Here is an 18,201-nt window from a genome sequence, read left to right on the forward strand (position 1 = left end):
CGGTCAGTGGTACAGGAAAAAGGGCCTTCTGCAAACCGTCGCGCCCGTGTCCGTCACAGGCGCGCCCGGCGGCCGAGTTGTTGCAGCGCGAGACCGCCGAGAATGCACAACAGCCCCGCGATCGTCGAGGGCAGGATGGCCTCGCCGACCACGAAGCGGATGAAGAACAGCGAGATGATTGGCGAGATGAAGATCAGGTTGCCCACGCGCGAGGTGTTTTCGGCGTAGCGCAGGGCCGCGAGCCAGGTGATGAAGGTGATCCCCATCTCGAAGACACCGACGTAGGCGGCTCCGAGAAGACCGGCCGGATCGGCGGGCCAGGGCGAGGAGACGTACAGGGCGAGGCCCAGGGAGAAGGGCAGGGAGAAAAGCACGCTGAGCGCGAGACCGACCACGGGGTCGCGCTTGTCCTTGGCCGCGAGCAGCCAGTAGAGCGACCAGACGACGGTGCTGCCAAGCGCCAGGGCCACGCCCAGGGGGCTTGCGAACTCAAGGCCCAGCAGGTCGCCGCGCGTGGAGATGACGAGCACCCCGAACCAGCACACGCAGGTCGCCGCCAGGTCGCGGAAGGACAGGGTCTGGCCCAGGATGGGCACGGAGAGGATGGTCAGGGTGATGGCCCAGGTGTAGTTGAGGGGCTGGGCTTCCTGGGCTGGCAAAAGGTCGTAGGCCGTGAGCAGGACGAGGTAATAGAGGAAGGGATTGAGCAGCCCGAGGCCAAGGGAGCGCAGGTACTCGCGGGGCGTGCAGGCGAACAGCAGCCCGAGGCGTCCGCGCGCCGCGAGCACCGCGAGCATCACCAGCGCCGAGGTCACGGATGACCACAGCACGAGTTGGGCCACGTCCAGGTGCGCCAACGACAGTTTGAAGGCCGAGGCCACGGTGGACCACAGGAGCACCGTGACCAGGCCGAAGCCCATGGCCTTGCGCTGGTTTCGCATCAGACGATGACGTGTCTCTTGATGTAGGAGACGGCCTGCTCAGGGGTGTCCATGATGGTGAACAGTTCCATGTCGTCTGGAGCGATGAAGCCTTTGTCGAGAAGCGCTTTGGTGAACCATTCCACCATGCCGCCCCAGAATTCGCGGCCGATGAGGATGACGGGGAACGGTTTGATGCGCTTGGTCTGGATGAGCACCAGAGCCTCGATGACTTCGTCCAGGGTGCCGAAACCGCCGGGAAGGGCGATGTAGGCCATGGCGTACTTCACGAAGACGACCTTGCGCACGAAGAAGTAGCGGAAATCGACGCGCAGATCGAGGTAGTCGTTGCTTTTCTGCTCGTGCGGCAGTTCAATGTGCAGGCCGATGGAGCGGCCCTTGCCGCCCTCCTTCGCACCCCTGTTGGCAGCCTCCATCAGGCCTGGGCCGCCGCCGGTGATGATGTCGTAGCCCGCCTCCGAGAGGAGCCTAGCGAGCTTTCTGGCCATTTCGTAATCTTGGTCGCCTTCTTTGGAACGGGCCGATCCGAAGATGGACACGGCAGGCCCCACGTCGTTCATGTCTTCGAATCCAGCCACGATTTCGGCCATGATGCGGAACAGCCGCCAGGATTCCTTGGTGGAGAGATTGTCGATAACGAATTGACGGGAATCTTGCATAAAGACCTCCTTGGCGGGTTCGTGTCGTGCCCGAGGTGTTTACCCCCGGCCGGTCGCGGTGTAAACACCGCAGATTCGGCCGCGCGGGACTTGTCCGGCGTGGTTTTGTCAAAGGAGATGCGCGTGAAGATAAATTTTTTGGGGGCCTCGCGGACCGTCACGGGATCGTGCTACGTCGTCGAGGCGGGGGGAGTCAGGTTCGCCGTTGATTGCGGCATGCATCAAGGCAACAGGGATATCGAGAAACGCAACCGAGACATGGCGCCCTACGAGCCAGAGAAGATCGAGTTCGTGCTCGTGACCCATGCACATATCGACCATACGGGGCTTTTGCCCAGGCTGGTCAAGCACGGCTTCAAGGGGCCTATCTACTGCACGCCACCCACCGCCGATCTGCTGGAGATCATGCTGCTCGACAGCGCGCACATCCAGGAGATGGAGGCTGAATGGGAAAACAAGAAGCGACTGCGTCACGGCCGTCCGCCCGTGGAGGCCCTCTACACCAAGGACGACGTGACCCGCACTCTGCCGCTCATCAAGCCGGTCGCATACAACGCCGAGTTCGAACCCGCGGCGGGCGTCAAGGTGCTGTACCGCGACGCGGGCCACATCCTGGGCTCCGCCTTCATCAACGTCACTGCCGTCAACAACGGTTCCAGCACCTCGCTGGTCTTCTCGGGCGACCTGGGCCGTCCCAACCAACTGCTCGTCAGCGATCCCGAAGTGGCCCGCAGCGCGGATTATCTCTTCGTGGAATCCACCTATGGCGACCGCGACCACAAGAACGAGGAAAACAGCCGCGACGAATTGGCGGCGGCCATTGCCCACGCTTACAAGAACCGCGAGAAGTGCATCATCCCGGCCTTTGCCGTTGAGCGCAGCCAGGAGATCATCTATACGCTGTGGCTGCTCGCCAAGGAGGGCAAGCTGCCCAAGGAGATGCCGGTCTTTTTGGACAGCCCCTTGGCGATCCGGGCAACCGAGATATTCAAGAAGCACCCCGAATACATGGACGACGAGGTGCGTGAATTGATGCAGAACGGCGACAGCCCGTTCGATCTGCCAAACCTCGTCTATACGCGCAGCACGGCCGATTCCCAGCGCATCAACGAGCATAAGGGTGCGGCCGTGGTCATTTCGGCCAGCGGCATGTGCAACGCGGGTCGCATCAAGCACCATCTGCGCCACAACCTCTGGCGGCACGGCGCGAGCATCGTCTTCGTGGGCTTCCAGGCCCAGGGCACTCCCGGCCGCCACATCGTGGACGGCGCGAAGAAGATCCGCCTCCTGGGCGAAGAGGTGGCTGTTCACGCCAAGGTCTTCACCATTGGCGGCTTCTCCGCCCATGCGGGGCAAAGCCAGATCATGGAATGGATTGGCAACTTCGACAATCCAGGCATGGAAGTGTTCTTGGTGCATGGCGAGCAAAAGGCGCAGACCATCCTTTCCGAGATGATCCGCGAGCGGTACGGTCTGACGGTGCACGTTCCCGACTATCTGGAAGAGGTTGAACTCAAGCCCGGCAAGGCTCCCGCCATTCAGCTGCATCCCGAGCGCGCCCGACCCCGCATCGACTGGGGTTATCTGGTTGGGGAGACGGAGCGCCTGCTTGAGGGCTTCAAAGGCAAGCTTGGCGATGTGCAGGCCAAGCCGTGGGTGGACCAGACCGAAATGCGCGACCGGCTTTTGGACGCGCACCGCGCCTTGATGGAACTCGTTTCGGAGAACTGAGGTCATGCGCATAACGGGCGGCAGCTTCAGGGGCAGGCGGATCGCAACGGGAGAGGGGCCGGGCTATCGCCCGGCTACCGGCAAGGTGCGCGAGGCCCTGTTCAGCATGCTTGCGGCGCGCGGGCTCGTCTTTGCGGACCTGCGCGTTCTGGACGTGTTCGCCGGATCGGGCAGCCTGGGTATCGAATGCCTCTCGCGCGGCGCGGTCTTTTGCAGGTTCATCGAGAAGAGCCGTGCGGCGGCCGGGTTGATCCGCGAGAACCTGCGCGAACTCGGCGTGGGACGCAAACGTTTCGCCGTGTCGGCCGAGGACGCGGGCAAGGCCCTGGCAGGCTCTTGCCGCGAGCCGTTTGGGCTCGTCTTCGTCGATCCGCCCTACGGCCAGGGGCTGCTTGCACCCACCCTCGCGCGCTTGCGCGCCGGAGGCTGGCTCGCGCAGGGCGGCCTCCTGGTCGCGGAGGTCGAGGCCGGGCTTGAGTTCGATGCACAAAGCGTGGCGCCGGGACTTGAACTTCTGGCCGACAGGGACTACGGACAAACCCGCATACTCGTCTGGCGGAGAGAACAATGACCACAGCAATCTACCCCGGCACCTTCGATCCCCTGACCAACGGACATGTCAGCCTTGTCAGGCGCGCGTGCAGCGTTTTTGATCGGATCATCGTGGCCGTGGCGCGCGACACAACCAAGAAGCCTCTCTTCACAATCGAGGAAAGGGTGGCCATGGCGCGCGAGGTCTTCGCCTTCGACAAGGGCGTCGAGGTGGAGGATTTCGCGGGCCTGCTCGTCAACTACGTCGATCGCAAGGGTGCGGGCGTCATCCTGCGGGGGCTGCGAGCGGTCTCGGACTTCGAGTACGAGTTTCAGATGGCGCTCATGAACCGTAGATTGAACCGCGATATCCAGACTGTCTTTCTGATGACCGACTACAAGTGGATGTACCTCTCCTCGACCATCGTCAAGGAAGCGGCCAAACACGGCGCGAATATCAAGGGCATGATCCCCGACGCGATCGTGCCGCATCTTTATGCGCGTTTCGCCGAACTCGACGCGGCGGGCCGCTCGTGACCCTGCCTCGCGCGGTCTGCATCCTCGGCCCCACTGGCGTCGGCAAGACCGGGCTCGCGCTGCATCTGGCCGAACGGTTCGGCGGCGGGGTGATCAACACGGACTCCCGTCAGGTCTACCGGGGGCTTGGCATCGTCACGGCGCAGCCCACGGCCGAGGAGCAGGCGAAATGTCCGCATCGGCTCTACGCGATCATCGACCCCTGCCAGGCCATGAGCGCGGGTACGTTCACCGTTTTGGCCGAGCAGGCCATGACGGAATTCACCGGACAGGGCCTTTTGCCGCTTTTGGTCGGCGGAACGGGGCTGTATCTCGACGCGCTTTTGTACGGCCTCGCGTCCATCCCCGACGTTCCCGACGTGGTCCGGCAGCAAATTCAGGCGGGCTGGGAGGCGCTTGGCGCGCGCACGATGTATGATTTCCTAAGCCAGATCGATCCCGATTACGCGGCCAAAATCCATCACAACGACCGGCAGCGCATCACTCGTGCCTTGGAAGTCTTCGAGAGCACGGGGCGGGTCTTTTCCAGTTTCCACCAGCAGGAGGGAGCGCCACCCCGCTTCGATGCGTTGAAGATCGGCTTGTCCATGGACACGGAGAAACTCTCGCCGCGCCTCATGGAGCGCATCGAGGCCATGCTCGCCGCTGGTGCGCTGCGGGAGATGGAAGAGGCGTTCGCGGCATGTCCCAAGGTCGATGCGCCGGGATTCAGCGGTATCGGATCGCATGAGTTGCTGGAGCTTGCCCGGGGCCGTCTCGACCTGGAGCAGGCCAAGACACTATGGCACAAGCGCACAAAAGCCTACGCCAAGCGGCAGATGACTTGGTTCAAACGGGACCCCGACATTCACTGGTTCAGCCCCTCCGAGCACGAGGCGGTGGCGGCGCTGGTGGCCGACTGGCTCGAGACGGGATGATCTCGAAGACGTGTCCTCGATGCGGCCGCTGACGTGAAATCCGCGCCGCACGCGAAACAGGCCCTGTGCGTTCACTACGCGCAGGGCCTGTTTCTTTCCGGTGGCACCCGGTGGTGCTCCGCGGATGCGTGTAAGGCAGGTCGAACTACTCGACGTAGACCTGCTTGATTTCTTCCAGCATCGTGTTCAGGCGGTCCAGCTTTTCCTTCTCCTCGCCTTCGGCCTGGTCGGTCAGCAGGCGGGCGCGCAAGGACATTTCCTCGACTGTGGCCAGAGCAGCCTGTCTGCGCAAGGTCTCCGGCAACGCTTCCACGACGGCGAGGCGCTCGTCATATGCGGAGATGCGCTTTTCAAGGGCCGAGGTCGCCTCCAGCAACTGACCGTTGTTGCTCTTCAGTGTAAAGAATACCGCGCCGGCCGTGGCCAGCGCCAAAAAGGCCAGCAGCAGAGCCGCAGCGGCAATGTCACGGCTGGAACGGCTCGGCGTCGCGTCTTGAACGGTGTGGGTCGTGTCTCCCATATGTGTGCCCTCCAGGGTTTTGTCTCGCTTCCCCCCGAAGATGGATTCGAGACATGTTGTTCGTGATATAGCGGTCTATCTCTCGGTTGGGTGAATGAGCATCATTGCATCGAGGCGATGATATCCGAGAGCAATTGGCCGTTGGGGGCCCGGACGTTGGGATTCATGGCCAGCAATTCACGCCACGCGGCCAACCCTTCTTCCTTTCGGTCCAGGTCGAAAATCAGCACCACGCCTCGATTGAACCGCGCATGCTCATGTTTCGGATTAAGGGCTATGGCTTTTTCGAAGGAAGCGAGAGACTGTTCATAATCCTTCAGTTCGCGATGCATGACGCCCTTGTCGGTCCAAATGTCTGGCTGATTGTCATTGATTTCAAGAGATTTTCGGTACGTCTCCACGGCTTTTTGCGGCATTCCGTGATCGAAGTAGAAATGCCCCAGGTTGTTCAAGGCGGCGACGTCGCCAGGCCTTTTGGTCACGTCGGTTTCCAGGGCTAGCAGTCGGGTCCGTTCGGCCTCGGTCATGCCGCCTGGCCCGGCTTGCGGCGGCATCTGTTGTGGAGGCATTTGCTGTGGAGGCATTTGCCCCATGCCTTGAGCGGCCTGCATTTGAGGACGCGGCGGGTTGTACATTGAGCCAGTAATCACTCCCGCCGCGAACCCGAGCGACAGGGCGAAAAAGACGACGACGAAAAACATGTCCTTTCGGACAAAGCCTTTGGGATAGGCTTGGTTGCTCATGAAACCTCCTGTGCAAGAGTTTATTTTATACCCCACAAAATCCACGCAGGCAATATTTCGCGAGCCTGATCGCCAAATCAAAAGGCCCCGGCGTTTGGGCGCCGGGGCCTTGATCGGACGAAAAGCCGAGGACGAGTTTATTTTTTGGCAGGCTTCTTCGCCTTGGCCTCTGCGTCCTCGGCGGGCGCTGCGGCGTCCTCGGTCTTCTTTTTCTTCGGTTTGGGCGGAGTGCCCTGCATTTCGATCATTTCACGTCCGGTGGCCACATGTCGCCACGCGGATTTCATATGCAGGCAGTTCACGGGGCACGCTTCCACGCACAGCCCGCAGTACACGCAGGCAAACGGATCGCAAACCCAGGTTCCGATCTCCTTGTCGACGCTGATGCACTGCGAGGGGCACTTGCGGGCGCAGTTTTGGCAGAAGATGCACTTTTCGATCTCGTTATACAGCTCTCCCCGGTAGGCGTCGAAGGCCGCCCGGGTCGTGATCGGATACAGTCGGGTGCTGTATCTGCCCACGAGGTTCTTGAGCACGTTTGTGGTCATGAAGGCCATGTCGTCTTCCTCCCTAGCGCTCGGTGCAGGAGATGCACGGGTCGATGGACAGGACCACCACGGGAACGTCCGCCAGTTCGATGCCCGGCAGCATTGCCAGGAGCGGCGGGATGTTGGCGAATGTGGGGGTACGGATGCGCACCCGTTCCATGAACTTGGTGCCGTTGCCCTTCAGGTAGTAGAACAGTTCGCCGCGCGGTTGCTCCACGCGCATGTCGACTTCGCCTTCAGGATTGCCTTTGACCTTGACTGCGGTCTCGCCCATCGGCAGGCGAGCAATGGCCTGGCGCACCAAGTCGATGGATTGCAGGGTCTCCAGGAAGCGGACCTTGGAGCGGGAGTAGCAATCGCCGCCAGTCTCGACAACCGGCTCGAAGTCCAGGCTGTCGAATGCCGCGTACTTGAGTTGGCGCATGTCCTGGGCCACGCCCGAACCGCGCAGCGTGGGGCCGGCGGCGCCGAGGGAGTAAGCCTGTTCGCGGGTCAGCACGCCGATGCCCACAGTACGCTTCTTGACCGTGTAGTCGTCGAGCATGACCTTTTGCAGTTTCTTGAACTCGGCCTCGACCTTGTCGAGTTCGGTCAGAATCCAGCTGCACTGTTCGGGGGTGAGGTCGGCGCGCGTGCCGCCGACCACGTTCACCGAGACGATGACGCGGTTGCCGGCCGTGGCCTCGTTGATGTCCATGATCTTCTCGCGGATGCGCCAGAATTGCATGAACACCGACTCGAAGCCAAAGGCGTCGGCGAAGAGGCCAAGCCACAACAAGTGCGAGTGGATGCGGTGCAATTCCGACCAGATCACGCGCAGGTACTTGGCGCGCTCGGGGATTTCGATGCCCATCATCTGCTCGATGCCCTGGCAGTAGCACATGGCGTGAATCTTGGAGCAGATGCCGCAGACGCGCTCCACGATCTGGATCATCTGGTTGTAGTCGCGGATTTCAGTCAGCTTCTCCAGTCCCCGGTGAACGTAGCCGAGCTGCGGAAGCGCCTCGGTCACGATTTCGTCCTCGACCACGAGCTTCAGGTGGATGGGCTCGGGGAGGACCGGGTGCTGGGGTCCGAAGGGTATAATGGTGCGGGGCATGTTTTCTCCTCCGCCTGCTTACTGTTTGCGGACCGTGCCGTACTTGCAGAACGGCGTGGCCTTGATGTCGTCTTCCAGGTAGAGCTTGCCGTCGAAATCAAGAGGCAGCCCGTCGAAGCAGACGCCGTAATGGTCCTTGATTTCGTTTTCCACAAGCACGGCCATGAACAGCACGGGCGTGACGCTCGGCACGGCCTGTCCCCGATCGATCGTCAGGCGCAGGTGCGTCAGGGCGAGGTCTTTGTCGAAGTGGTAAAGCAGCTCGAATTTTTCCTCGGAGATCTCGACGCAGGACATGGTGACCATGCGCCAGCCGGAGTTGACGAGATTCACGACCTCGCCGACCACGTTTTCGGGGGTCACGGTGATGATGTTTCCTTGCATGTCCCTCTCCCTTAGCCCGCGGCCTGTTTTTGCAGTTCGGCAAGCTTGCCGAGTCCCGCCACGACGCCGTCGATGATGGCTTCGGGCTTGGGGGGGCAGCCAGGAACGTAGACGTCCACGGGGATGATCTTGTCCACGCCACCGACCACGTTGGGGGCCTCGCGGAAGACGCCGCCCGAAAGGCCGCAAGCGCCGATGGCGATCACCAGCTTGGGTCCGGGCATCTGATCGTAGATGGTTTTCAGCACGTGCTTGTTGCGATGGTTCACGGTACCTGTCACCAGGAGCGCGTCGGCGTGTTTGGGATTGCCGACGTTGACGATGCCGAAGCGTTCCACGTCGTAGATCGGCGTGAGGCAGGCAAGAACCTCGATATCGCAGCCGTTGCAGGAGCCGCAGTCGAAGTGAATGATCCAGGGCGATTTGAGCCTGGAGTTTTGGATCATGTTTTTCAGCATCTTAGGCCCCCTTGAAGGTGATCCAGACGAGATTGACGGCGGCCATGGCGAGGCCAATGCCCCACACGGAGCCGAGCATCCAGCGCCAAGTCATGCGCGCGGTGACGTTGTCCAGCAGCACCTCGGCGAAGTAGGTGGCCATGAGCAGGATGGCCATGCCGAAGAGAGAGGTGTGCCAGAACAGAGCGCACAGGCCGAGCACGAAGATGGTCTCGTACCAGTGGGCGATCTCGATGATTGCCAGGTGCGGACCGGAATATTCGGTGAGCACGCCTTTGACGATTTCCTGGTGGCCGTGGTGGCTGGTGGAGAGGTCGAAGGGCGACTTGCGCAGCTTGATGGTCAGGGCGTAGCCGAGCACCACGAAGAGCAGCGGCAGTTCGAGAAGCAGCGGGGTGTCCGTGTTCCAGATGTCGGCAACCATGAACGAGCCCGTGCTCAGGTAGATGCCTACGAACACGAGGATCAGCAGCGGCTCGTAGGCCAGTATCTGCAGAAGCTCGCGGTGCGCGCCCACCTGGGAGTAGGGCGAGGGCGCGGCCAGGGCGCCGATAACCAGGAACACGGCGCCGACGGCCTGGACGAAGAAGATCAGGAGCAGGTCCTGTCCCGCGAAGAGCAGGCCGACGGATACGGCCGCAGCGGCCAAGTACATGTAGGCGCAAAAGACTTGCCAGACGTTGACGACGGCGGCGTCCTTGCCCAGGAGTTTGAAGACGTCATAGAAGGGCTGCAGGATCGGGGGGCCGAAGCGCGACTGCATGCGCGCGGTGACCCTGCGGTCCAGGCCTGCGATGAGGCCGCCGAGAATCGGGGCCAGAATGATGCCGATGAGGCCGAGCACGATTGCGGTCATGAGAGCGCCCCTCCCAGCAGCATGGCGAGCAGCATGCCCGCACCCAGGTTGATCCAGATGGTCAGCTTTTCCTCACCGAACACGTTGGTCATGTAGTAGTTGGCGCTTTGGTAGGGCACCGGCGCGCGCAGCGGACCGGTGAAGCCCGTGGAGTCGGGCAGGTTCGCGCCGCCGAAGTACGGCGTGGAACGGTGCGCCTCGCGGGTCTTCATGACCTGACGCATGGCGTAGAAGACGCCGAAGCCGAGCAGGATGAAGAGCGGGTACAACGTGAAGGCGCCGACCGGGTTGCGCAGCGAGCCTGCCTCGACGACGTAGGCGGCGATAGGCAGGAGCGGCTCGACGAGGCGGCTGTAGAGCAGCGGTGCGGCGAGCGAGAGCAGGAGCGCGCCGCAGACCATGGCCAGGAGAGGGAAGCTGGTCAGGATGGGCATGGACGGATGCTTGGGCTCGGCATTGTGCGGAGCGTTCATCATGTTGCCACCCCAACGCGCGTAGATGAGCACGGTCAGCGCGCTGCCGATGGCCAGCATGACGATCACGAACAGGTTGTGGCCGGCGGATTCGATGGCCATCCACTTGGCGAGCAGCACGCCGAAGGGCGGCAGCATCATGGTCAGAAGGCCGATCAGGGTGATCATGGCCACGCGGGGCATGACCGCGGAAAGTCCGCGCATGTCTTCGATGTCGCGGCTGTGGATGTGTTGCTCGATGTGGCCCACGCAGCAGAACAGAAGGCCCTTGGAGACAGCGTGGAAGATCAGCAGCAGAACTCCGGCGGTGATGGCCTGCGGCGTGCCGATGCCGGCGCAGCAGATCATCAGGCCGAGGTTCGAGATGGTCGAGTAGGCCAGGATTTTCTTGGCGTTGGACTGGCTCACGGCGAGAGCGGCGGTGGCCACAAAGGTGAAGGCACCACAAACCGCGATGGCTGTGGCCAGGAAGGTTCCCGCATAGGCCGGGGCGAAGCGCAGCACCAGGAAGACGCCCGCCTTGACCATGGTGGCGGAGTGGAGCAGCGCAGAGGTGGGCGTGGGCGCGACCATGGCGCCGAGCAGCCAGCTCTGGAAGGGGAGCTGCGCGGCCTTGGTGAAGCCCGCGAGGCACAGCAGCGCCAGGGCGAAGAGCAGGCCCTGCGCGGTGGGGCCGGCGGCCACGATTTCCTGGATTGAGAGCGTGCCCACGGCGGAGTAGGCCCACATCATGCCGATCACGAAGGCCAAACCTCCGACGCCGTTCAGAAGCAGCGCGTGGCTGGCGTTCTTTTTGGCTTCGTCCGTGCCGTCATGTCCGATGAGCATGAAGGAACACAGGGTCGTGATTTCGAAGAACAGGTAGAAGAAAGTGATGTCATCGGCCAGAACCAAGCCGTTCATGGCGCCGAGGAAGCCGACGAGGAACAGGAAGAAGCGCGGCTGGCGCGTCCTGTCCAGGTGCAGGTGTTCCTCGTGGGCCTGCATGTACGGAATGGCGTAGATGCAGATCAGCGAACCCACGATCGAGACGATGAGCACCATAATGATGGACAAGGTGTCGGCGAAGAAGGTCGGCGCGCCTGTGGGGGTGGCCATGAACAGCTCGAACCAGGCAAGCAGCACGATTTGTGCGGCGAAAACCAACTGGATAAGCTTGTTCTTGAGTTTGAAAGCGATTGCGAGAATCGCGAACAGCAGGGTGAAGTCGAGCAGAACGACCAGCCCTCGGACAGGAATGAAGAACAAACTGCCCGGTGTGGTTGCGAACGCCCCGTTTCCGAGCAACGCCAACGACGCGGCGGCCGTAACGACGCACGTTCCGACCACCACCGCGCCCCGCAGGTGCCGTGACGGCAGCGCGTAGCACGCGAGCCCGCCCAACACTGGGAGCACGATCAGGAGAAAGAGCAACGAATCCAGCATGCGGCCCTCACCTCAGGTTGGAAACCACCGCCAGGGGGTATTCCCCGACGGAGCGGCCCATGCCTGTAAGTAAGTACAGTCATGAGCCGCCATAAGGATGAAACATAGGGAGCGCCATCAACCCGGACGACGATCCCTGATATGCCGATCGTTGGCATGGTGTTGAACGAAAACCAGTATGAAGTCAAGGCGAAAGAATTGTATGTGAACTAAATAACAAGCTTGTCTAGCGAAGCAGCGTATAGATCGCTGGGCGAAGGTGCAACACGATCCGCCCCTTTCCTGGGAGCACGTGAGGGATGTCGAGACGGGTCAGGGAGCCGTGTTCCAGAACGAGGTTCACGCCGCCTTGGGGGCAGGCGAGGAGGTTGATGAAGTGGGCGAGGTGCGGCATGTGGCCGATGACGAGTGCGGGAGATACATCGGCCCGGCGCCGTAGCGACTCGAAGGTCGTCTCGGGCTTGGCACTCGGCGAAAGGGCCTCGAGTACTTCGATGGCGGATTCTGGATAGCCGAGTTCGCGGGCCACGACCGTGGCTGTTTGCCGGGCGCGCAGTTTCGGACTCGTTGCGATGAGGCCGGGAACCGCGCCGAGGCTCTTGAGCATCCGTGCGGCCTTTGCCGAGACGTCGATCCCCACGGGGGAAAGGGGCTTGGCGGGATCGATGTCCGAGGAAAGATTCGCACCGTGTTGCATGAGGTAGAGTTCCATCGGGCACCCTGGTACACCGGTCATTGACGGAGCGACGGCTCCATCATGTTTTTCAGTCCTGCACCAAAACGGAAGGCCATGCAATACGACGAACTGAAGGGGCTCTTGAGCCGGGACGCCAGCATTGCCCGCATGACGAGACGGGCTGCGGTCCAACTGCTGGCCGTGTCTGCGGTTACGGCTGCAAGCCTGCCGTGGGCCATGTCCGCCCTGGCGCGAGAATCCCCCCAAGGCCTCGATCCGCACACCGAGGCTTTTCGAGGACAGGAACTTTTGACGCGAGGCCGCTATGCCGAGGCGGCCGATGTCCTTGCCGCGGCAGCGGCGACCGCGCCGCGCGAGGAATGGATATGGTTGCTGGCGGGCCGGGCGCAGTTTTTTGCCGGTCGATTTGGCGAGGCTCGAGAAAGCTTTCGCCGTGTGCTTCGTCTCAATCCTGCCGATGCCCAGGCGCAGATGATGCTTGAACGGATTTCGATGCATCCGTTGCCCGATGACGTACAGCCACAGGCGACCGTTCGTGGGGAGGCGAACGCAGGCAAGGCGAGGGAGGAAGCACGGGCGGCCCTGGCTGGGCGAGCCATGGCGCGAGTGGTCATCGACCCTGGGCATGGCGGGCGCGATGTTGGCAGTTCCGGACCGGCGGGAAGGTACGAGAAGGACGCCGCCCTGGCCTTGTCGCTGAGGGCGGCCAGGAGGCTGAAAGCCGTGGAGCCTGATCTCGGTGTGTTTCTGACGCGCCGCGCCGACCGTTTTCTGACTGTTGCCGAACGTGTAGGCGCTGCCGAGCGGCTGTCCGCTGGACTGTTTGTGTCGCTGCACTGCGACGTGTCCATCGAAGAGCCGGAAGTCTACATCTGGGGCGAGGCCGCGACATCTTCCCCGGCCTTGCGCGCGACCGCGCGAGAGAACGCGGCGCTGCGACTCGAAACCACGGCCTTGGATCGACAGGGGGTTGGTGCGCTTTTCAGCCGGGCTTTGCGCAGGCGCGTTCAAGCCGTGTCCGCCGCCTTGGCTCAGATTTTGGCCCAGGAGATTGGCGCGGGAGGGGGGCACGCAGGTCCGTTCAAAATCCTGGCGCAGGCGCGGGTTCCCTCTGTCCTGATCATCGTGCCCTGGATGTCCAGGGAATTCGAAGATATATGGGCCGAGCGCCTGGCTGCGGCCGTACAGCGCTTGCGCGTCCTATCCGGGGAGGCGTCGTGAACGCCCGAATAGCCGTTGTTCTCTTTCTGCTCTGGATCGCCGTGCCCTGCGAACATCTTTCGGCCTCGGGCTTTGGCGCGGAGGACCACCTCGCTCGCGCGGCGGAGTGGGAAGCACGGGGACAGCCCGACCGGGCGGCCATCGAATACGGACGCGCCCTGGCCGTACGGCCCGACGATGCCTACGTCCTGTGCGCTCTGGGGCGGCTGTTGCTCTTCGAAGGCAACGAGACCCAAGCCACGGAGCGGTTTGAAGCTGCCCTGACTGTCGATCCGGGTAATCTCCTGGCCATGGAGCTTTTGGGCATGGCGGCCCTTGACCGCGACGACACGGAGGAGGCGCACGCCCTGTTCTCGTCCGTCCTGATTCATGACCCGACGCGGCCGTACGCTCATCTTGGCATGGCCGTGGCGTGTCTTTCCCTGGACGAGGATGAAGCCGCGTTCGAGCATCTCTTTTTCGCTCTGGACGCCACGCTAGACGATCCGGATGCGGCGTCCCTGGCCCGGGATCTTTTTTCGTGGATGGGGCTTGCGCATTCGGCTCGTTTGGCACAGGAGCGGGTCGTTCAGGTCAGACCACGCGACCCTGCCGCAGTGGCGGATCTCGGCTGGAGGCTTTGGGCCGATGGTGATGAGTCGCTTGCGGACAGCGCTTTCAGGCAGGCGTTGCGGCTCGATCCACTGGAGGCCGAAGCCGCGTTGCCGCTGGCTTGGATGTTGCTCGACACAGCCAGCCGTCTTGAAGAATCTGGCAATCGCGAGCGGGCCGCACGGTTTGCCGATGAGGCGCGACGCCTGTTGAACAGTATTGTGCCCTAGCCGATTTTTTTGTTTTTTTAAGGAGATAGTATGAAATTTGGCATTTCGATGCTCATCGCGGTGGTCCTGATGGCAGTGGCTCCGCTTGACGCGCAAGGGCTCTCGACTTCTATGGATGCGCGAGCCTTGGACGATGCGTCGGAATTCGCGGATTCCCTGACGTTTTCGGAGGCACTGGGCTCTGGCGCGCAAGCCGAAGAAGGCTTGGATTGGCGATTCGGGGTGGCCGTTGCATCGGGACTCGGGGTGCCGCCGCCTTTCGCCGTCACCGGTCAACAAGCGCGAGGGATGGCCATTCGCGCAGCCGAGGTCGCCGCCCGGAAGAATCTCCAGGCAATGATTGCGAGCATCTTCATCGATGCTTCGACGACCGTCGGCCAGGCCATGTCCTCCAACGATGTGCTCAGGGAGCGGGTGCTCGGGTTGCTCCAAAACTCCCGGATCGTCGAGACGTCGCTGCGCGACGACAATTCAGCTATGGTCGTGGTCGGGCTCGATCTGCACGGCGAATTTGCGGACATCTTCTTGCCGCGCGTCATGGGTGCCGCCTCGGGCGGTGTCGCGCCGCACGGGGGCTACACCGGCCTTATCGTCGACGCGCGAGGACTTCAGGCAAAACCCGCCCTGGTTCTTCGAATTCTCGACGAAGGCGGGAGGGAGCTTTATGGGCCTACGTCGGCCGAGAGGCAAGCCGCCGTGGAGCATGGGATGGCGGTGTATCATCTGGGCATGGAGGCAGCTCGGCTCGATGCCCGCGCCGGTGGCAGGCCGCTTCAGGTTCGCGCGGTTCGCGCCGTGGGAACGAATCGTACCGACCTGATCCTGTCCGACCCCGAGGTCGCCCTGTTGCGCGAAGGGCTTGGCGGATCGAAGGCCTTGAGCCGGTGCCGCGTCGTCATTGTGTTCGATTGAAGGCGTCTGACGGGCGTCTTGCCTGGGGATGCCGGAACGGGATATGAGCATGAAAGCGGCTGCTTCGAGCGGTCGTAAGCAGCCTGAAAGAAACACGAGACATCCCTGACGGTGGGGGTGGCAAAAGGATATTGCGTGACCAACATCTCAATGCTTTTTCGCGGCCGCATTGGCCTCATGACGATTCTCGCCACCGTGTTTTGGGCGGCGGCTCCCTGTGCTGCCCTTCCCGTGAGCGTGACTTACGATCTCGAAACCTCCGAGGGCAGGCATCCGCCCCGCGCGACGCTTTTGAACATGGCCTTCGAGAAGGCGGTCATGGAGCAGGCGCTCACGGTGATCGGCGTGGACTTCCCGCCGCAACGACTGGAGGCGCTCTCCGCCTTTTTGAACCCGAGGGCGCAGCAGTTCGTGCAACGCTACTCCGAGATTTCCCTGGAGACCGGCCCGGACGGAGGGGTGGCTACTTACGACGTCACGGTCAATCGCCAAGGCCTTGAGCGACTTCTTGGGCAGACCGGCGTGCTTGCCACTGCGCAACACGCCCAGGCCTACTCCCTCGAAGTATCCCCCGAGGTCTCAGCCAGCATCCGGGAGATCGAGTCCATGGAACAGCTTTCCGGGCTCGAAAGGAGGGATGGCGTTTCCTCGCCGCATCTTCGGATCGGTTCCGTCAGCGGGGGCTTTCGGGCTGTGTTGAGCGCCGAAGGCGAACAGTGGGAAGTCGCCGGGGAGACCATCGAATCCATCTGGCTCAGGGCTTGGGGAGGGTATTTCTCCCGCTTCGAGCGGGTTCGCGACTCGTCCCCCATGACGCTCGTGAGCGTTCGCGGTTGGAGTGCGGCCGAAGGGGCGCGTCACTTCGTGCGTCAATTGGGGGCTTCTCCCGCCGTGGCGGAAAGCCGGCTCGTGGCGTTGACGATCGCGCCCGAAGGGGTGACGGCCTCGTTCAAGGTGCGCGTCCGTGATCGTCGCGGTCTGGAAGATTGGCTTTCCCGCGAGACGTCGGGAAGGGGCCTCGAATACGAGGTTGGGAACTAGGTTTTTTGAGACGGCCTGAACGTCGACGGCCCCGCATGATTCTTCATGCGGGGCCGTCGACATTGTTAGAGAGGAATATCAGGAATCCTTCTTTTCGGCTTCTTCGGATTTCTTCTCGGTCTTTTTGCCAGGAGTGACGTCGATCTCGTCAGGTTCGGAGGTGGCCTTTCTAAAATTTCTGATTGCCTTGCCCATGCCCCCGCCGATCTCCGGAAGCTTGTTGGCCCCGAATATCACGAGCACGATGACCAAAACGATGAGCATTTCCCATATACCGATTCCACCGATCATGACGGCAACCCTCCGGTTTGCGATGGCAGGCGTGTACACCCCGGCGCCTTGTCGGGTCAAGGGCTGATTTGTCGCGAGCGATTCGTGCTGCCCGCACTTGCCCCGGCGGCGGACATTGGCTATTTTTTCTTTTTGGGACGTTCGCTAGTCGAGCGGCGCGCTGGCCTGATGCGAGGGTAACGATGGGCTCCACGCGGAAAAGAGGCGATGCCCGCCAGGCGGACAAGCTTCGTCAGATGCCGGGCAACGCGTGCCGATTCTTTCGGGCGGGCCGCTGCCTGTACGAGGAGCGGCTCAATCCGGGTTACAACGGGTCCTGGCGGTGTGTCGTGGTCCGCTCCTGGGAGCGGGAATACGACGAGTTCGTGCAACGCGCCGAGGCTTTCGGCCTCGAAGACGACGCCGCAGGCTCGATATGGGAGCGTCGTTTCGCCGAGATGATGCGGGCGGGCGTGGCCTGCGACCGCTTCGAGCGAGGCGGCGAGTACGAGCTTTTGGCCTGCGTCCATCTGATGGGCGACCTGTGCCTGTGCGCGTTGCCGCCCTGTGATGGAGTTTGCGGCCGGTTCCAGCCGCGCGGCAGACGGATGAAGAATTGAAAGCATAAGGAAATACACAGCACATGTTCCTCTACTTCCCGTTTCTCCATGCCGAACTCGTGAGCGGAACTCTGCCCGAGGGGATTTCGCTGCTCAATCCCGGCCTAGCCACCACACAGGAAAAGGCGTTTACCCCTGCCGACCTGCCCTTGGAACCCAAGAGCGCAAACCGGTACGTGGCCGAGTCGCTGGCTTTCGGTGAGAATTTCAGCCGTCCCGGAGACATGGCCGCAGCCATGCGCGCCGACGCAGGCCGCGATGACGAGTCGGGGACAGCCATCAGGGGCGCACTTTCGCGGATCGAGAATGAGAGGGCCAAGGACGCCCCCGATGCGGCTCGCGCCAATGCCCAGGCCACGTTGCTTTTCGCCTACGCCTTCGAGGAGCGGCTTATCGAATTGAACGCCCTTTCGGAAGACATCAAGGTCGGTATGGGGCGACTTCGTGCATCCCTTGGCCTTGACGACGAGATGGACGACGAAGAACGCACAGCCACGGCAGACCTTGTCGCTGCGTCCGAAGGAGACGAGGCGAGACGCGAGGCTGTGTCCTCTTGGAGAATCGTATTGCGTGCCATGCTGGCTCTTGTTCCGGAAGCCCAAGGGTTCGTGAGTTTCGAGCAAGCGGTGCGCGAGGACTTGGAAGAGGAAGGGGTGAAGTTCGCCGAACTACCCTCCGGGGCGTTCGGGTTGCACCTTGTCGCTGCCGACGTTCCCGTATCCGTGGTCGTCAAGGGGATCGGCTCGACGGGAGAAATCTCGGGCAGCGTCCGCATCCTGTGCCCTGCGTAAGTGCCG

Annotated in this window: 22 protein-coding genes; 10 read left to right on the forward strand and 12 right to left on the reverse strand. The window is 62.3% G+C overall.

The genetic code is table 11. The features are described from left to right. Window positions 1-53: 53 nt before the first annotated feature. Entirely contained in the window at window positions 54-941 is an 888-nt protein-coding gene (locus tag DSAT_RS11065) for a DMT family transporter (protein ID WP_020887604.1), read from the reverse strand. Continuing rightward, on the reverse strand, window positions 941-1,600 hold the full coding sequence (locus DSAT_RS11070) for an LOG family protein (protein ID WP_020887605.1): 660 nt from the start codon (window positions 1,598-1,600) through the stop codon (window positions 941-943). The genes DSAT_RS11065 and DSAT_RS11070 overlap by 1 nt, the downstream gene beginning before the upstream one ends. A 123-nt stretch (window positions 1,601-1,723) precedes the next feature. Between DSAT_RS11070 and DSAT_RS11075 the strand changes: the two genes are divergently transcribed. From DSAT_RS11075 to miaA, 4 genes are read left to right on the forward strand one after another with little or no spacing between them, the layout of a single operon-like run. Continuing rightward, window positions 1,724-3,331 (forward strand): MBL fold metallo-hydrolase RNA specificity domain-containing protein, encoded by a 1,608-nt coding sequence (locus tag DSAT_RS11075; protein WP_020887606.1) that lies wholly within the window; start codon window positions 1,724-1,726, stop codon window positions 3,329-3,331. A gap of 4 nt (window positions 3,332-3,335) precedes the next feature. After that, window positions 3,336-3,902, forward strand: a complete 567-nt coding sequence (gene rsmD, locus DSAT_RS11080) for a 16S rRNA (guanine(966)-N(2))-methyltransferase RsmD (RefSeq protein WP_020887607.1) — start codon at window positions 3,336-3,338, stop codon at window positions 3,900-3,902. Beyond that, window positions 3,899-4,399 carry a pantetheine-phosphate adenylyltransferase gene (coaD, locus tag DSAT_RS11085; protein ID WP_020887608.1) on the forward strand — a complete coding sequence of 167 codons (501 nt, stop codon included), beginning with the start codon at window positions 3,899-3,901 and terminating at the stop codon, window positions 4,397-4,399. Before rsmD ends, coaD begins: the two co-directional genes overlap by 4 nt. Beyond that, window positions 4,396-5,316 carry a tRNA (adenosine(37)-N6)-dimethylallyltransferase MiaA gene (gene miaA, locus DSAT_RS11090; RefSeq protein ID WP_020887609.1) on the forward strand — a complete coding sequence of 307 codons (921 nt, stop codon included), beginning with the start codon at window positions 4,396-4,398 and terminating at the stop codon, window positions 5,314-5,316. Before coaD ends, miaA begins: the two co-directional genes overlap by 4 nt. A gap of 145 nt (window positions 5,317-5,461) precedes the next feature. On the opposite strand, the gene DSAT_RS11095 is transcribed toward miaA, so the two are convergent. The 9 genes from DSAT_RS11095 to DSAT_RS11135 form a co-directional block, all read right to left on the reverse strand. Further along, on the reverse strand, window positions 5,462-5,836 hold the full coding sequence (locus DSAT_RS11095; protein WP_020887610.1) for a hypothetical protein: 375 nt from the start codon (window positions 5,834-5,836) through the stop codon (window positions 5,462-5,464). Between the two features lie 101 nt (window positions 5,837-5,937). Then, the gene (locus DSAT_RS11100; RefSeq protein ID WP_020887611.1) at window positions 5,938-6,579 is read right to left on the reverse strand and encodes a tetratricopeptide repeat protein; all 642 of its coding nucleotides are present in this window, start codon (window positions 6,577-6,579) and stop codon (window positions 5,938-5,940) included. A gap of 137 nt (window positions 6,580-6,716) precedes the next feature. Further along, a complete protein-coding gene (locus tag DSAT_RS11105) occupies window positions 6,717-7,136 on the reverse strand; it encodes a 4Fe-4S binding protein (RefSeq protein WP_020887612.1) in 420 nt (139 codons plus the stop codon). A gap of 13 nt (window positions 7,137-7,149) precedes the next feature. After that, window positions 7,150-8,226 carry a hydrogenase large subunit gene (locus DSAT_RS11110; RefSeq protein ID WP_020887613.1) on the reverse strand — a complete coding sequence of 359 codons (1,077 nt, stop codon included), beginning with the start codon at window positions 8,224-8,226 and terminating at the stop codon, window positions 7,150-7,152. Between the two features lie 18 nt (window positions 8,227-8,244). Continuing rightward, window positions 8,245-8,610, reverse strand: a complete 366-nt coding sequence (locus DSAT_RS11115; protein WP_020887614.1) for an NADH-quinone oxidoreductase subunit C — start codon at window positions 8,608-8,610, stop codon at window positions 8,245-8,247. Between the two features lie 11 nt (window positions 8,611-8,621). Further along, a complete protein-coding gene (locus DSAT_RS11120) occupies window positions 8,622-9,068 on the reverse strand; it encodes an NADH-quinone oxidoreductase subunit B family protein (protein WP_020887615.1) in 447 nt (148 codons plus the stop codon). A 1-nt stretch (window position 9,069) separates the two neighbouring features. After that, window positions 9,070-9,924 carry a respiratory chain complex I subunit 1 family protein gene (locus DSAT_RS11125; protein WP_020887616.1) on the reverse strand — a complete coding sequence of 285 codons (855 nt, stop codon included), beginning with the start codon at window positions 9,922-9,924 and terminating at the stop codon, window positions 9,070-9,072. After that, a complete protein-coding gene (locus tag DSAT_RS11130) occupies window positions 9,921-11,822 on the reverse strand; it encodes an NADH-quinone oxidoreductase subunit 5 family protein (protein WP_020887617.1) in 1,902 nt (633 codons plus the stop codon). The genes DSAT_RS11125 and DSAT_RS11130 overlap by 4 nt, the downstream gene beginning before the upstream one ends. Window positions 11,823-12,048: 226 nt before the next feature. Next, window positions 12,049-12,534: a SixA phosphatase family protein gene (locus DSAT_RS11135; RefSeq protein WP_020887618.1), complete on the reverse strand. Its 486-nt coding sequence runs from the start codon at window positions 12,532-12,534 to the stop codon at window positions 12,049-12,051. Window positions 12,535-12,612: 78 nt separating this feature from the next. On the opposite strand from DSAT_RS11135, the gene DSAT_RS11140 reads away from it, so the two are divergent. From DSAT_RS11140 to DSAT_RS11155, 4 genes are all read left to right on the forward strand, one after another. Next, a complete protein-coding gene (locus tag DSAT_RS11140) occupies window positions 12,613-13,740 on the forward strand; it encodes an N-acetylmuramoyl-L-alanine amidase family protein (RefSeq protein ID WP_020887619.1) in 1,128 nt (375 codons plus the stop codon). Then, window positions 13,737-14,561, forward strand: coding sequence for a tetratricopeptide repeat protein (locus tag DSAT_RS11145; protein WP_020887620.1), 825 nt, complete (start codon window positions 13,737-13,739; stop codon window positions 14,559-14,561). The genes DSAT_RS11140 and DSAT_RS11145 overlap by 4 nt, the downstream gene beginning before the upstream one ends. Window positions 14,562-14,591: 30 nt before the next feature. Further along, complete coding sequence (locus DSAT_RS11150; RefSeq protein WP_020887621.1) at window positions 14,592-15,473, forward strand: TP0624 family protein; 882 nt, start codon at window positions 14,592-14,594, stop codon at window positions 15,471-15,473. A gap of 135 nt (window positions 15,474-15,608) precedes the next feature. Next, window positions 15,609-16,514 carry a hypothetical protein gene (locus DSAT_RS11155; protein ID WP_020887622.1) on the forward strand — a complete coding sequence of 302 codons (906 nt, stop codon included), beginning with the start codon at window positions 15,609-15,611 and terminating at the stop codon, window positions 16,512-16,514. A 78-nt stretch (window positions 16,515-16,592) separates the two neighbouring features. Here the strand turns inward: DSAT_RS11155 and DSAT_RS11160 are convergent, their stop codons facing one another. Continuing rightward, window positions 16,593-16,805, reverse strand: coding sequence for a twin-arginine translocase TatA/TatE family subunit (locus tag DSAT_RS11160; protein ID WP_020887623.1), 213 nt, complete (start codon window positions 16,803-16,805; stop codon window positions 16,593-16,595). Window positions 16,806-16,987: 182 nt separating this feature from the next. On the opposite strand from DSAT_RS11160, the gene DSAT_RS11165 reads away from it, so the two are divergent. Together DSAT_RS11165 and DSAT_RS11170 are read left to right on the forward strand one after the other, a co-directional pair. Continuing rightward, window positions 16,988-17,404: a hypothetical protein gene (locus DSAT_RS11165; protein ID WP_020887624.1), complete on the forward strand. Its 417-nt coding sequence runs from the start codon at window positions 16,988-16,990 to the stop codon at window positions 17,402-17,404. A gap of 23 nt (window positions 17,405-17,427) precedes the next feature. After that, a complete protein-coding gene (locus DSAT_RS11170; protein ID WP_020887625.1) occupies window positions 17,428-18,195 on the forward strand; it encodes a hypothetical protein in 768 nt (255 codons plus the stop codon). Window positions 18,196-18,201: the final 6 nt, after the last annotated feature.

The sequence above is a fragment of the Alkalidesulfovibrio alkalitolerans DSM 16529 genome (assembly GCF_000422245.1).
Classification (GTDB): domain Bacteria; phylum Desulfobacterota; class Desulfovibrionia; order Desulfovibrionales; family Desulfovibrionaceae; genus Alkalidesulfovibrio; species Alkalidesulfovibrio alkalitolerans.